Origin of the sequence: Consotaella salsifontis, from assembly GCF_900167365.1 — a bacterium.
Classification (GTDB): domain Bacteria; phylum Pseudomonadota; class Alphaproteobacteria; order Rhizobiales; family Rhizobiaceae; genus Consotaella; species Consotaella salsifontis.
The window spans coordinates 1-14,065 of record NZ_FUXL01000004.1 but is presented as its reverse complement, the minus strand read 5'-3'; the positions used below and the strand labels follow the sequence as shown (position 1 = coordinate 14,065).

11 protein-coding genes are annotated in these 14,065 nt (G+C 64.6%); 2 read left to right on the top strand and 9 right to left on the bottom strand.

The annotated features are described in order from the left end of the window. Positions 1-104: 104 nt before the first annotated feature. The 4 genes from B5D38_RS06315 to B5D38_RS06300 form a co-directional block, all read right to left on the bottom strand. Positions 105-1,790 carry an ABC transporter permease gene (locus tag B5D38_RS06315; RefSeq protein ID WP_078707570.1) on the bottom strand — a complete coding sequence of 562 codons (1,686 nt, stop codon included), beginning with the start codon at positions 1,788-1,790 and terminating at the stop codon, positions 105-107. Beyond that, positions 1,787-2,854 carry an ABC transporter ATP-binding protein gene (locus B5D38_RS06310; protein WP_078707569.1) on the bottom strand — a complete coding sequence of 356 codons (1,068 nt, stop codon included), beginning with the start codon at positions 2,852-2,854 and terminating at the stop codon, positions 1,787-1,789. The genes B5D38_RS06315 and B5D38_RS06310 overlap by 4 nt, the downstream gene beginning before the upstream one ends. Before the next feature lie 69 nt (positions 2,855-2,923). Then, complete coding sequence (locus tag B5D38_RS06305) at positions 2,924-3,904, bottom strand: extracellular solute-binding protein (RefSeq protein ID WP_207552903.1); 981 nt, start codon at positions 3,902-3,904, stop codon at positions 2,924-2,926. A 122-nt stretch (positions 3,905-4,026) separates the two neighbouring features. Then, positions 4,027-5,898: a sensor histidine kinase gene (locus tag B5D38_RS06300; RefSeq protein ID WP_078707568.1), complete on the bottom strand. Its 1,872-nt coding sequence runs from the start codon at positions 5,896-5,898 to the stop codon at positions 4,027-4,029. Between the two features lie 287 nt (positions 5,899-6,185). Between B5D38_RS06300 and B5D38_RS06295 the strand changes: the two genes are divergently transcribed. Beyond that, entirely contained in the window at positions 6,186-6,926 is a 741-nt protein-coding gene (locus B5D38_RS06295) for a response regulator transcription factor (protein WP_078707567.1), read from the top strand. Positions 6,927-6,951: 25 nt separating this feature from the next. Here B5D38_RS06295 and B5D38_RS06290 read toward each other — a convergent pair whose 3' ends face one another. Further along, on the bottom strand, positions 6,952-8,706 hold the full coding sequence (locus tag B5D38_RS06290; protein ID WP_078707566.1) for a DEAD/DEAH box helicase: 1,755 nt from the start codon (positions 8,704-8,706) through the stop codon (positions 6,952-6,954). Between the two features lie 362 nt (positions 8,707-9,068). Here B5D38_RS06290 and B5D38_RS06285 point away from each other — a divergent pair, with 362 nt between their 5' ends. Next, on the top strand, positions 9,069-9,617 hold the full coding sequence (locus tag B5D38_RS06285; RefSeq protein WP_207552902.1) for an AAA family ATPase: 549 nt from the start codon (positions 9,069-9,071) through the stop codon (positions 9,615-9,617). A gap of 292 nt (positions 9,618-9,909) precedes the next feature. Here B5D38_RS06285 and B5D38_RS06280 read toward each other — a convergent pair whose 3' ends face one another. The 4 genes from B5D38_RS06280 to B5D38_RS06265 all read right to left on the bottom strand — a co-directional run. Then, positions 9,910-11,010 (bottom strand): MDR/zinc-dependent alcohol dehydrogenase-like family protein, encoded by a 1,101-nt coding sequence (locus B5D38_RS06280; RefSeq protein ID WP_078707564.1) that lies wholly within the window; start codon positions 11,008-11,010, stop codon positions 9,910-9,912. 60 nt (positions 11,011-11,070) lie between these two features. After that, on the bottom strand, positions 11,071-11,715 hold the full coding sequence (dhaL, locus tag B5D38_RS06275) for a dihydroxyacetone kinase subunit DhaL (protein WP_078707563.1): 645 nt from the start codon (positions 11,713-11,715) through the stop codon (positions 11,071-11,073). Next, positions 11,712-12,716, bottom strand: coding sequence for a dihydroxyacetone kinase subunit DhaK (locus B5D38_RS06270; protein ID WP_078707562.1), 1,005 nt, complete (start codon positions 12,714-12,716; stop codon positions 11,712-11,714). The genes dhaL and B5D38_RS06270 overlap by 4 nt, the downstream gene beginning before the upstream one ends. 1,163 nt (positions 12,717-13,879) lie before the next feature. Further along, the coding region (locus tag B5D38_RS06265; protein WP_342587339.1) for a transposase at positions 13,880-14,065 on the bottom strand (186 nt) is incomplete at its 5' end.

The window sequence follows — 14,065 nt, the reverse complement described above, 5'->3', positions numbered from 1 at the left end:
AGGCCCTGACATTGGCACGGCGCCGCCTGCTGCCGCCTGTTGCGGCAGCCTCGCGGCATGCTCGGTGAAGAGGGCGGGAGCGACGCGCGCCCCGCCCCCGAAACTTAGACGAAGGCGCCTTCGCGGCTTTCCGAAAGGCGGAAGACGATGAAGACGCAGATGCCGGACGAGACGAGGAGGATCGTCGAAAGCGCGGCGGCAAGGCCGAACTCGCCGTCGAGAACGGCGCTGTAGATCTTGATCGGCATTGTCGCCGTCGATCCCGTGTAGAGAAGCAGCGTCGAGGACAGTTCATTGATGGCGGTGATGAAGCTCATCATCGCGCCGACGATGATCCCCGGCAGCATGATCGGCACCGTGACCTTGAGAAACGCCTTGGCCGGCGGCGAACCGAGATTGACCGCCGCCTCCTCGATGGACGGCTTGATTTGCCTGAGGATCGAGGAGGTCGAGCGCACGCCATAGGGCAGACGCCGGATGAAGACGATGAGAATGATGATGAAGGCGGTGCCGATGAGATCGACCGGCGCGCGGTTGAAGGTCAGGGCGAAGCCAATCGCCATGACGACGCCGGGCACGACGTAGGGGACCATGAGGACGCTGTCGAGCACGCTCGCCGCCAGCGTCTCGCGCCTCACCACCAGATAGGAGATGAAGGCGCTGGCGAGGGTGATCATCGCGACGGCGGCGGTGGCGAAGAGGAAGGAATTGCCAACGACGTTGGGCAGTTCGTTCCACACCCGCGCGTAGCTCGAAAAGCCGAACTCGCCGGTGAAGACCGGGCCGTTGGTCGCCAGGATCGAGGTATAGAAGACGACGACCATGGGAACCGCTGCCAGCACCACCACGAGATAGCAGAAGGCGTGGACGCCGGCCCCAAACAGGCCATGGAGCGGCTTCTTGATCGGCAGGTTGGTGAAGGAACCGGCATAGCGTCGCTTGGCGAGAATGAAGCGCTGGAGAAACACGGCCGCCATGGAAATGGCGATCATGACCATGGAGATGGCGACGGCCGTCGAGGGAGTGCCGCCCATTTCGGCCGTGTACTGGTTGTAGGCGATGGTCGAAAGGGTGCGGAAATTCCGCCCGATGATGGCGGGGGTGCCGAAATCGGCGATCGATAGGACGAAGGCGAGAATCGCCCCCGAGCTGACCGCGGGAAAGACGAGCGGCAGGGTGATGGCGAAGAAGCTCTTCACCGGCGAGCAGCCGAGATTGGCCGCCGCCTCCTCATAGGAGCGATTGATGGCGCGCAGCGCCCCTTCCGTCATCAGATAGACGAAGGGGAAGAACTTCAGCGAGAAGACGAGGATGATCCCCGCCGTTCCGTAGATCGACGGCAGATGGACGCCGAGATCGCGGAAGGCCCTGGTGATCGCGCCGTTGTTGCCGAGGAGCAGGATCCACGAATAGGCGCCGATGAAGGGCGGCGAGACGAGAGCGAGGACGGCGACAGTCGAGATGAGATTTCGCCCCGTGACGTGATAGCGGGCGACGAAATAGGCGAGGGGCACGCCGATCAGGCAGGCACCGAGCATGCCCCCGGCACCGACCAGCAGCGTGTTCTGCAGGGCGCCGACATAATAGCGGCGCGTCAGCACCTCGATATAGTTGTTCAGCGTGAAGGCGCCGGTTTCCGGGTCCAGAAAGCCGACATAGAGAACCTTCGTCAGCGGCAGGATCAGGAGCACGCAGACGATGAGGACGCAGAGCGCGAAGACGGCATCCCAGAAGCTCAGGGATGCGAGGCGGTTGCGCCGCAGCGGCGCGGAAGGAGTGGCCTCGCTCATGCCAGCAGCCTCCCGTTCTCGGCGTCGTCGTAAAGCATCAGGTCGGCAACGGGCAGCGACGCCTCGATCGGATCGCCGGGCTTCAGCGCGACGGCGCGCGCCTCCGGCTTGACCAGCGCGTCGACGACGCCGTCTTGCGTGGCGATGGAAACTTCCAGCTCCCGCCCGATGAACATGGCATGACGCACCGTGCCCTTGAGGGAGAACGCGTCCTCGCCGGCATCGCGGCCCAGCCTCACCTTCTCTGGCCGGATGGTGGCGATAACCGGTCCGTCGGGAAGGTTGAAGGGGCGTTCCGAGGCCTGTTCGCCGATGGCGAGGCGGCCGTTGGCAAGCGCGCCTTTCAGCCGGTTGTTTGAGCCGACGAAGGAGGCGACGAAGAGATTGCCGGCGCGCGAATAGATGTCCCAGGGGCTGGCGACCTGCTGGGCGACGCCGCCATACATGACGCAGACCTCGTCGGAAATCGCCAGCGCCTCCTCCTGGTCATGCGTCACATAAATGGTGGTGATGCCGAATTCCTGCTGGAGGGCGCGAATGTCGCGACGCAGCTCCACGCGCAGCTTGGCGTCGAGATTGGACAGCGGCTCGTCCATGAGAAGCACCTTGGGGCGGATGACGAGAGCGCGCGCCAGGCCGACGCGCTGCTGCTGGCCGCCCGACAGTTGATGCGGCATCCGGTCCGCGAGCGGTGCGAGCTGGACGATCTCCAGGATCTCGCCGACCCTCTGCTTGAGTTCCGCAGAGGAAACCTTGCGCTGGCGCAGCCCGAAGGCGACGTTGTCGAAGACGCTGAGGTGCGGGAAGACGGCGTAGTCCTGAAAGACCATTCCGACATCGCGCAGGTGCGCCGGCTTGTCGCCGATCGACTCGCCGTCCACCTGGATCGATCCTGAATCCTGCCGGTGGAAGCCGGCGATGGCGCGCAAAAGGGTCGTCTTGCCGCAGCCGGATGGTCCGAGCAGCGTGAAGAAGGCCCCCGAGGCTATGTCGAGAGAAATATTCTTGAGCGCGACGAAGTCGCTATAGCTCTTCTTGAGATTTTCGATCTTAACCCGGGCCATCGGCCTGCCTCCATCTTCCGAGGGTCGAGAAAACGGACGGCCGCCGGCGCGGCGACCGTCCGATGATCGTTACTTGCTCATGACGACGTCTTGCCACTTGGCAAGCGCCTCGTCGTGATACTTGGAGGCCCATTCGAGGTCGTAGTCGATCAGCTTCATCTTGGAGAGAGGCGTGAGGCTGGTGCCCGCGGTCACGTCCTCGCGCACGGGGCGCCGCCCGACCTCGGCGACCAGCTTCTGCGCGTCCGCCGAGAGCATGTAGTCCATGAAGGCCTTGCCGCCCTCGGGATTGGCGGGCGTGGCAAGAAGCGCCATGCCGTCGGCCTGGGCGGTCGTGCCGTCCTCCGGATAGACCACTTCCACCGGACCGCCGCCGTTCTTGAAGCGGTTGGCGATGTCCTCGTTCGCGACGCCGATGGCCGCTTCCCCGTCATTGACGAATTTCGGAACGGCGCCGGAAGAATTGGCCAGGACCGTGTTGTCGAGGATGCGGCTGTAGAGATCCCAGCCTTCGTCGACCCCGTAGATCTGCAGCAACGTGGCGAGCTGGATGTAGGACGAGGACGACTTGTCGAGACGCGCTATGGAAACCATGCCCTCGTATTCCGGCTTGGCGAGGTCCTTCCAGGTCTTCGGCCGCTCGCCCTCGGCGAGCTGATCGGTGTTGATAATGAAGCTCGTTGCGACCACGGTGAACGGCGTCCACACGCCTTCCGTCGCCACTTCCTTGACGATCTTGTCGGATTCCTTGGGCTTGTAGGCCTGGAAGAGATCGGGATTGGCCTCGATCACCTCGCTGCCCACCGACCAGAGGACGTCAACGGTCTCGCGTCCCTTTTCCGCCTTGAGGCGGTTGATCAGCTCGCCCGCGCCGGCCTTGACCACGTCGACGTCCATGCCCGACGCTTTTTCGAAGGCGGGAACGAGCTTGTCCACGATCTCCTGCGGCGCGGCCGTGTAGACGACCACCTTGCCGTCAGCCGCGAGAGCGGTCGTCGCTCCCAGGGAAACGATCGCGGCCGCCATCGTCATCCATGTCATTGCTTTCATGGTCACTTCTCCTTGTGATGCCCATCCTCCCAGCAGCCGTTTTCCGGCTGTCCTCATGGATGGCGTTGGTCCGCATGACGCGGAAGGCTTCGGACACCATGGTCCGGCTTTCGATGTTCGCTTCATGTCGCGCTCACCCGTGGAAAGCGCGGCAGGTCCATCATCACCCGCGTTCCGACGCAGGGCTCGGATGTCACCGCGATCTCGCCGCCCGACTGGCGAACGAAGCCGTAGACCGTCGCGAGGCCGAGGCCGCTGCCGGCATGGGCGGGCTTGGTCGAAAAGAACGGCTCGAAGATGTGGTCGAGCACATCCGGCGTCATGCCGCAGCCATCGTCGGCGACTGTGATGCGCACGTCGCCGTCCGGCGAAAGCTCGGCCGCAATCTCGATCGTTCCCGCGTTTGCGACGGCGTCGCGCGCGTTGAACAGGAGGTTGATCAGCGCATTCTCCAGCTGCTCCGGGTCGACATGGGCGAGGAGAGGGCGGCCATCCCCGGCGGTCGTCGCGCGGCGGCGCAGCGCCACGCCCTCGCCGAAGCCCGCGGACACGAGATCGACGATGGCGGCAATCATCGCGTCGATATCTGTCGCCTCGGGGGCGAGCGGGCGGCGGCGGCCGAAAGTCAGGAGTTGCTGGACCATGGCCGAGCCGCGCTCGGCGGCCTCCAGCGTGCGCAGCGCTCTTGTCCTGGCCGGCGAGGCGGGATCGGCGTCGTCATGGATGAGCTGAGCGTTGGTCGTGATGGCGGTGAGGATATTGTTGAAGTCGTGGACGATGCCCCCGGTGAGGCGCCCAATGGCCTCCAGCCGCTCGGCCTGCTGCAACGTTCGCGCCATGCGCGCCCGCTCGATCACCTGGCTCTTGAAAACCGCGAAGGCATCGGCAAGCGCCCCGATCTCGTCGGTGCGCGCGGTGCCGGGCACACGAGCTGAGGTGTCGCCCTTGGAAAGCCGGCGCATCGCTTCGGCGATGCCGGTGAGATCCGCGACCACTCCGCGCAGGAAGGCGTTGGCAATGAAAAAGGCGGCGAGGAGGGCGATCAGCCCCGCGCCGATGGCCACGAGCTTGCCGAGGCTCAATGCCCTGGTCAGCTCGGCCACCCGCTCGGCACTAATCAGATCGAGGATCTCGCCATAACGCCGCCCCAGGCTTGCCACCTCCGCCGCCGCGACGGTCGCGGCGCTGACGAGGGAGGCTTGGCGCGCCTCGACGTCGAGCACGGTGAGGCGCCTGTCGAAGAGTGGCGTCAACAGCCCGAGCGCCATCGGCCGGCCGCTGCGGGCGACGAGATCCCTATAGGTCGCGCGAAGTCTCTTCACCTCTTCAGGATCGTCGGAAACCACCGCCATGCTGGCAAGGGCAAGAGCCTCTGTGTTGGCGGGGGTGAGGTCCTGGGCGTGGAGCAGCGCCGCCTTGACGTTGCCAAGGTCCTCCTCTGCCGCATTCATCCCGGCATGAGCGTCGATCGCCTCGCCCGCCGTGGCCGCGAGCTCGCGAAGGACGCCGTCGAGCCGGTTGGCAGCGTTGATGATTGGCGGCATCGGGGAGGGCGTCTCGGCGCCCGCATGGACCGTCGGCAGTTGCCGCGCCATTTCGGAAAAGGCATCGATCTCCGCGCGAAGATCGGCCTCGGCGCGAAACAGCGCCTGACGATCACGAACCTTGGTGAAACGATCGGCCGCGAGTGACAGTCCCGCCGTGCTTTCGGCGAGCAGCAGCACCTTGCGTGCGTCCTGGCTGGCTTCGCTCTGGATTTCGCGAAGAACGCCGTCGAGCCGTTCCAGCCCGACCAGCGCCATGCCCTCGAAGGCGAGGATCACTAGAAAGACGCCGGCGGCAAGCCACATCAGTCGTCGCCGCAATCCCCGCTTCGGACGCGGCGTCCCGTCGAGCGCGGCGGCGATGTCAGGATTAGCCGGCGTGTCGGCTACCGCGTGAGCCTTGTCCTGGTCGGACGAGGGCGGACGAGCCGCGTAGACAGTATCGTTCATGCGCCCTCCTCCCCCGAGACGGTCGGCGATCTCCTTTCCCGCTCCCAACGGGAATGGCCGCCTTCCTGACCTGATCGACAGGTGGAGCTTTCAGGGAGTGTGTGAACCACGGATTTCACGCCAGCATAGCTCTTCTGTAATATTGTTCACGAAGATCTGCACCAGCATCAACGTCGCCGCGCTCGCGCGCTCAAGTGAACAAGACTTGATCCCTCTCGCGCTTCGTGAAACCGTAATGGGCAAAGATCGGGCGGGCTGAACGATCGAGTTTCACCAACAGGGAGGGAATGACGCTGTCGGGCCAGAAGGTGCGCGTTGCGGTGGTCGACGACGATACGTCAGTGCGCGAAGTTGTCTGCGACGTGCTGGCGAGCGAAGGCATCGAGGCTCTGGCTTGCGCCAGCGCTGCCGACTATCTCGGCCTTGCCGAGCGCTCCGAGAGCATCGATCTGGTCATTCTCGACCTTCAATTGCCGGATCGCGACGGCTTTTCGCTGGCCGCGAGCATCCGCGCTTCGAGCGCCGTGCCGATCATCATGCTGACTGGGCGCGGCGGCGAGCTCGACCGCATCCTCGGGCTCGAGATCGGCGCCGACGACTATGTCGTCAAACCCTTCAACGCGCGCGAGCTGCTGGCGCGCGTCAAGGCGGTGAGGCGACGCTACATCCAGGGCGGCGCCTCCTTCGAGCCGCCTCCACGCAACGGTTATCGGTTTCTCGGTCACGTGCTCGACACCGACCGGCGCCGTCTGACCGGTCCCGGCGGCGAGCCCATTCCTCTTACCGTCGCCGAGTTCGATCTCCTCCATGCCCTGGTGGAGCGTCAGGGCCGCGTCCTGTCGCGCGACCAGCTTCTGGAGATCACCCATCGCACCACGGACGACATTTTCGACCGCACCATCGATGTCCTGATCCTGAGGCTCAGGCGCAAGATCGAGCCAAACCCCACCAATCCGTTGCTGATCAAAACCGAGCGCGGACATGGCTACGTCTTCGACGTCAGGGTGGAGAAGCTCTCCCCGCATTGAAGAGGGGCGGCAGCGAAGCTCCGGCTCAGGCCTTGGGCTTCTTCGGCTTGGGGCGCCTCGGCTTCTCGTATGGGGTGCGGTCCTGTCCCTTGGCTCCCTTGGGGGCGTAGGGGCGCTTGTCCTTCGGCTTGAAGGTCTTGCGCTCACCGGCCGGCGCTCCGCGCTCGCCCGCGCCGTCGGCGGGAGAGATCGTGATGTCGTCATCGTCGCTATGCGCGGCGGCGTCGGCGAAGCGCTTGGCGACGCTCTCGGCGATCTCGAACTTGGTCTCGCGGTCGTAGATCTTGATCGCGCCGATCTCCTGGCGCGTGATCTTGCCGCGCCGGCAAAGGAGCGGCAGCAGCCATTTCGGGTCGGCGTTGTTGCGCCGGCCGACATCCATGCGGAACCAGATGGTGGGGCCGCCGCGCTGATGCTTGGAAGGGCCGCGCTCCTCGCGCTCCCTGCCGGGCTTCGGACCAGGGCCGAAATTGGGGTCGAAAACCTCCTCGGGAGCGGGAAGGCGAGCGCGCCATTGGCGCACCAGCGCGGCGGCGAGCACTTCCGGGGTATGCGCAGCGAGGAGCTTGGCGGCGGCCGCCGTATCTTCCTCGTTTGGCTCTTGGGTAAAGGCTGGATCGGCCAGCAGCCGTTCTTCGTCGGCGGCGCGGATTTCCTCGGCGGAGGGAGCCGCGCCCCAGGTCGCGTCGATATGAGCCTCGGCGAGAAGGCGCTCGGCCTTGCGGCGGCGTGAGATCGGCACGAGCAGGACCGAGATGCCTTTGCGCCCGGCTCGCCCGGTCCTGCCGGATCGATGCTGCAGCGTCTCTGGGTCGCTCGGCAGGTCGGCATGGATGACGAGGCCGAGGCTCGGCAGGTCGAGGCCGCGCGCGGCGACGTCGGTGGCCACGCATACCCGCGCCCGCCCGTCGCGCAGCGCCTGAATCGCCTGGTTGCGCTCGGCCTGCCCAAGCTCGCCCGACAGGGTGACGGCGGCAAAACCGCGCTCGATCAGGCCGGATGAAAGATGCCGGACGCTCTCGCGGGTGTTGCAGAAGACGATGGCGCTCGGCGCCTCGGCGCGGCGAAGGATGTTCGTGACGGCGTGCTCGACCTCGTTGGGCGCGATCCGCACGGCGCGGTATTCGATGTCGGCATGGCCGGATTGCCCGCGCGCCACCTCAATGCGATAGGCGCCCTGCTGGTAGCGCTTGGTCATCTGGATGATGGGCTTGGGCAGGGTCGCCGAGAAAAGAAGTGTGCGGCGCGAGGCGGGCGTCGCCTCCAGCAAAAATTCCAGGTCCTCGCGAAAGCCGAGGTTGAGCATCTCGTCGGCCTCGTCGAGGACGAGAGCCTTGAGGCCGCCGATCTGCAGCGCGCCTCGGGTCAGGTGATCGCGCAGACGTCCCGGCGTGCCGACGACGATGTGCGTACCCTGGTCCAGCCTGCGGCGCTCGGCGCGCGGGTCCATGCCGCCGACGAGCGTGGCGAGCCGGGCGCCGGTGTTGGCATAAAGCCAGGTGAGCTCGTTCGTCACCTGCATGGCGAGCTCGCGCGTCGGGGTGACGATCAGCGCCATCGGCTCGCCGGCTTCAGGCAGCGCCTCATCCTCCCCGAGCAGCGTATCCGCCAGCGCGAGACCGTACGCCACCGTCTTGCCGGAGCCAGTCTGGGCGGAGACAAGGAGATCGCGGCCGGCGGCCTCGGGATTGAGAACCGCGGACTGGACCTCGGTAAGGTCCGTATAGCCACGGGCGGCGAGGGCGGCGGCGAGCGGCGCGCTCGTCGAAGGGATAGACATGAGTGTGTCCTAGATGGGCGAGATCGAACCAGGCGGATGCGCGAAGGTTCGAAAAAATCGGGCGAGGCGCCCAGACTGTTGTCGGCTGCTTACCAAGGTTTTCGAGGGAAGCCAATCGCTCCCTTTCAACGCAGCGCGAACGCGACGACATATTGCCTGGGCGGCGGGGCACGGTTATCGCAGTGGCAGGTCAGCCCGCACGTACGAGATTCTCTCGCCGTGGGGCGCCTCGCACGGTTCCTGCTGAGCAAATAGAGCGTCCCGCGCGCCCTTCACGGCCGGCTGAACCTTCCCTCCCTTCTATCAATCCAATCAGGACGCCGTTCTCGGCGCCTTGGCTCATTGCCATGGAGGCACCACCCATGCGCTGTTTGCAGGACAACTTTCACATTCTCACGGGCGGTCCCGGCTCGGGAAAGAGCACCCTGCTGGATCATCTCGAAGGCGTTGGCTTTCGCCGTTCGCTCGAGGCCGGACGCGGCATCATTCAGGATCAGGTGGCCATCGACGGCCCCGCGCTGCCTTGGCGCGACCGAGCGCTCTTCGCCGAGCTCATGCTGGGCTGGGAAATGCGATCCTATCACGCCGCACGGCAAGACGGCTCCGCGCCGGTGCTCTTCGATCGCGGACTTCCTGACGTCGTCGGTTATCTTCGCCTGGAGGGCCTGGGCGTGCCGCCTCACGTCATGAAAGCCGCCGAGACTTTCCGCTATAACGAGCGCGTCTTCATCGCGCCTGTCTGGCCGGAAATCTATCGGCAGGATGCCGAGCGCCGACAGGATATGGAAACGGCACGGCGCACCCACGAGGCGATGGTGAGTGTCTACCGCGAGCTCGGCTATACTCTGATCGAACTTCCAAAGGCCGATGTCGCGGCGCGCGCCGAGTTTGTCAGGTGCTGCCTCGCTTGAGGGACGACGGGCTCCATTCCTGAAGGCCGAGTTGCGGCTTGCTTTCGCGTGAGCGCCGGGATGGCGATTGTCGGTTGCGCCAGCGTTCAGGACCACCAGATTCGGGACGCGAAAAAGGCCCGGCCGGCACCTCCTCGCCTTATTTGGCGAAGCCGTGCCCGGTCGGGCCATGATGCGCGGCTTCATCTACGTTGCCGCGTTGTGGCACCAGAAGAAAAGGCCGCGCCCTAGTTCTGCGACATTGCTGCGTCGGAGATCGGCGCAGCGTGGCGAAGGCCCCTTCTTTGATGGATCAGGGAACCAGGAGGATTTTGATCGATCCCTTGCCCTCGTGCATCATGTCGAGGCCCTTCTGGAACTCCGACAAGGGCAGCTTGTGGGTCACGACGCCTTCCGTCGGCAGGCGGCCGTCGGCGATCCCGGCGATGGTGAAGGGATAGCAGTAGGGGCCAAGGTGCGAGCCGAGAAGGTCGAGCTGCTTGCGGTCGGAGATGATGCTCCAATCCGCGGTGATCTCCTCGCCAAACACGCTGAACTCGACGAAGCGGCCGAGCTTGCGGATCATGTGAAGACCCTGCTTGACGCTCGAAGGATGACCCGACGCCTCGATATAGACGTCGCAGCCGTAGCCGTCCGTCATGTCCTTCACCGCCTTGACCACGTCCATCTCGAGCGGGTTCATGACGATGTCGGCGCCAAATTTCTTTGCGAGATCCAGGCGGTCCTGCTTGGTGTCGAGAACGATGAGCTTCGACGGATTCTTGAGGCGCGCGGCGCCGACCATGCCGAGCCCAAGCGGGCCGGCCCCGGCCAGCACCACGACATCGTCGAGCTGGATATTGCCGCGGTTCACCGCGTGGACAGAGCAGGCATAGGGCTCGACCAAGGCGGCCTTCTCCACGGGCACGTCCGTCGGGACCTTGTGGGTGCGAGAGGTAGCCGGGAAGCGCATGTACTTGGCCATCGCGCCATTGACGTTTTTCTGGAAGCCGTAGACGTCGTGGCGCTCGCACATCCAGTATTCGCCGCGCTTGCAATAGCGGCAATCGTCGCACGGAACGATCTGCTCGGAGATGAGCCGGTCGCCAACCTTGAACTCGCCCTTGCGAGCGACGTTCTCACCGACCTCGACGGCATAGCCGACGAATTCGTGACCGGGGATCATCGGCGGCTTGACGTAACGCGGTTGTTCCTTGTCTCCCCAGAAGGAGGGCGCGCCGATGAAGGTCTTGATATCGCTGGCGCAGATGCCGCAGGCTTCGACCTCGATGATGATGTCGTCCGGGCCTGCGCGCGGCACGGGAACCGTCTCGAAGCGATAGTCGTGCGGCGCATAGGCGACGACCGCCTGCATGGTTTCAGGAAGAGTGTTGGATCTTGTGGCTCCGCTCATGTCTCTACTCCTTCCGGCCCTCGGGCCTTTCATCACATTCGAGCCCTCGGCCGTGGCCGGTCACTCGGAAAGTCTTGTTTTGATGCCGTTGGCGAGCGTCTGCAGGATGAGACAGCAGGACGACGCCCCCGCATCCATCACGCCGCGCGAACGCTCGCCGAGGCGCGCCGATCGTCCGACTTTGGCCACCATGTCACGCGTCGAGTCACGCCCGCGCTCGGCCGCTACCGCCATTTCATCGAGAGCCTGCGGGAACGGCTTTCCCGCCGCGAGAGCCGCATCGAAGGCTTCGCTCGCAGGTGCGAGCGCGTCGAGCAGCGTCTTGTCGCCGACGGAGGCCGAGCCGATCTCCTGCACGCCCTCGAGCGCCCCGCGAAGCATGGCGCCAAAGTCGTCGGCCTCGAGCTTGCTCTTGCCTTCCAAGGCGTCGGCCATGCGCGAGAAGAGGTAACCATAGAGCGGCCCCATGGAGCCGCCCATATCCTCCATCAGCGTGCTTGAAAGCACATTCAGCGCCTCGGGAAGCGGCGGCGGCGTATCGCCGAGCTTGGCTCCAGCGCTGGTGAAGCCCTTGCTCATGTTGATGCCGTGGTCGCCGTCGCCGATGGCGCCGTCGATCTCCGAGAGCCACGTTCGATTGGCGTTGATGGCCTCGACGAGTTCCTTGACGAGCCCGCCGGCCGTCTCGATCCGCACGCCACTCATAATGCCACCTTGGTGAGGCCGACGGAGCGGGCCGGCGCGCCGACGAGGCGGTCGAGCTCGCTGTCGAGGCGCATGATCGTCAGCGTGACGCCCATCATCTCGAGCGAGGTGAAATAGTTGCCGATGAAGGGATGGCGGACTTTCATGCCGCGCTCGGCGAACACCTCCGAGAGGCGATCGTAAAGGATGTAGAGTTCCATCACCGGCGTCGCGCCGAGGCCGGAAACAAGCACCGCGAGGTCGTCCCCGCTCTCGAACGGCAGATCCGGCAGCACATGATCCAGCATGAGGTCCGCCATTTCACGCGCCGGTCGCGTTTCCATGACCTTGACGCCGGGCTCCCCGTGGTGGCCGATGCCGACTTCCATCATTCCATCCTCGATGGAAAAGTTCGGCTTGCCGTAGGCGGGGATGGTGCAGGCCGAAAGGCCGACGCCGATGGAGCGAGTGGAGTCGATCGCCTTTTGCGCGGACGCGATCACCTCATCGAGTTCGGCGCCCTCGGCGGCGCGGGCACCGCCCACCTTCCACATCAGGATTTCGCCGGCGACGCCGCGCCGCTTCTGCGGCTCGCTCTTCGGCGCCGAGGGCACGTCGTCGTTGGCAACAACCGTCTTGATCGTTAGTCCGTGTGCCGCGGCCTGCTTGACGGCGAGCTTCACGTTCATGTTGTCTCCGGCGTAGTTGCCGTAGAGGCATGCCACGCCGCGACCGCCATCGGCCGCCACGAACGCGTCGTGAAAAGCTTTCGCGGAGGGGGAGGAAAAGATCTCCCCAATGGCCACCGCATCGATCATTCCATCGCCGACATAGCCGAGGAACGCAGGCTCATGGCCGGAGCCGCCGCCAGTGACGACGCCGACCTTGCCTTTTTGCGGCGCGAGATGGTGGCGGATCACCCGCGGGTTGTCCGTCGGCGCGACGAGGTCCTTGTGAGCCTTGAGATACCCCCGGACCGCATCCTCGACCACGAGATCCGGATTGTTGATGATTCGATTCATCCAAAGTCCCTCAACAACTGAAGAGCGCAGGCGTCTTCCGCACTAGGCGCCACGGGGCGCGGATGGCGCTCCAGCGGCAGGTCTGGTGAGGCCAGACGAAGTGCCAGGTGTTCCTGCTCCAGCGGACTGGACGAGGTTTCGGTGAAAGCGGTCGGCGCGGGAATGACAAAGCGAGATGGATGCCATCACGAGGCTGGTGCCCGCCAAGACCCGGCGCTCGGCCAGGATCATCCCACGGCGGAACCGCCGTTCACGCTAACCTCATGCAAAGATCCTCCCAGCCATCTCCCATGGCCATGTCCGCGAGCGCAAAGCGCTTCGAACGAGAAAAACGCTAGGCGAAGCGTGTTCATCTGTCAAGACAACTGACCATCAGATCGGCGCTGACTGCCCCCTTCTAACAGGAGGAAACGCTCACTTCGCCGAAAATGTCGCTAAAACCAGCGATATAGCAGAATAATATCATGGCTTTTGATAGAAAGCCGACGTGCAAAAGATGACCAGTTGATCTTTGGCGATTCATTTGTCCCGCTGTGGCGGGGCGAACGCGGCTTGCGCGATGCGAGCTCCAGGTTGTGCCGATCACGCCGATGGTGTCGCCGTTAAAGCGAGTCTTTCGCCTTCGGACGCCTTTTGGGATAGCGATCGGTGCTCGCCTCCCTGGTAATAGCGGTCATGGAGAAGTGCGCGCTCCTCAATAGATGCACAATGTGAACCAACGGGCGCTGCGGCCTCATGTCGCGACGGGCTGGATGCATTGGCTGCTCCCGACGCGGGTGTGCGGCTCCATCTCAAGCGGCATGCGCCCTGCCGCACTGGTGATCGAACGATCGAGTTGTGAGCGGACTTATGTGCTTCCGCGCCTTGGCCGGCGGTGGCGCGCTGCCCGCAGTCGAGGGTCGCGGTCGTGGTGCGCGGCGTCTGCCGGAAAGCGGTCGACGCCTATCAAAGGGGCCTAAACCCCGCAAATGGCGCGATTGCGGAGCTAACGCTGAGAGGCATCCAATGGCCAAGAGTTTGATAGGTGTCTTTCCCGAGAAGCGTATTTAAAAATCCCACCTTGATCTAATGAACATCGAATGATTATATGACCAGAGTCGGGGCGGTCGGATGATCGACGGCGATTCATTTGATGTCGCCCTGCACGCTAGAGCGGGATGAGATTAGGATCGTCCATATCCTGAGTTGACGAGGTAGTTGCTGCATTCGTCGGCGGAGATGGTGGAGAGGATCTGGCCGATGGCGGAGCAGACGGCGTCTCTGGTGCGCTGGCCGGCTTTGCGCAGCAGGTGCTTCAGCTTGGCGAAGAGCTGCTCGATGGGATTGAGGTCGGGGGAGTATTTGGGCAG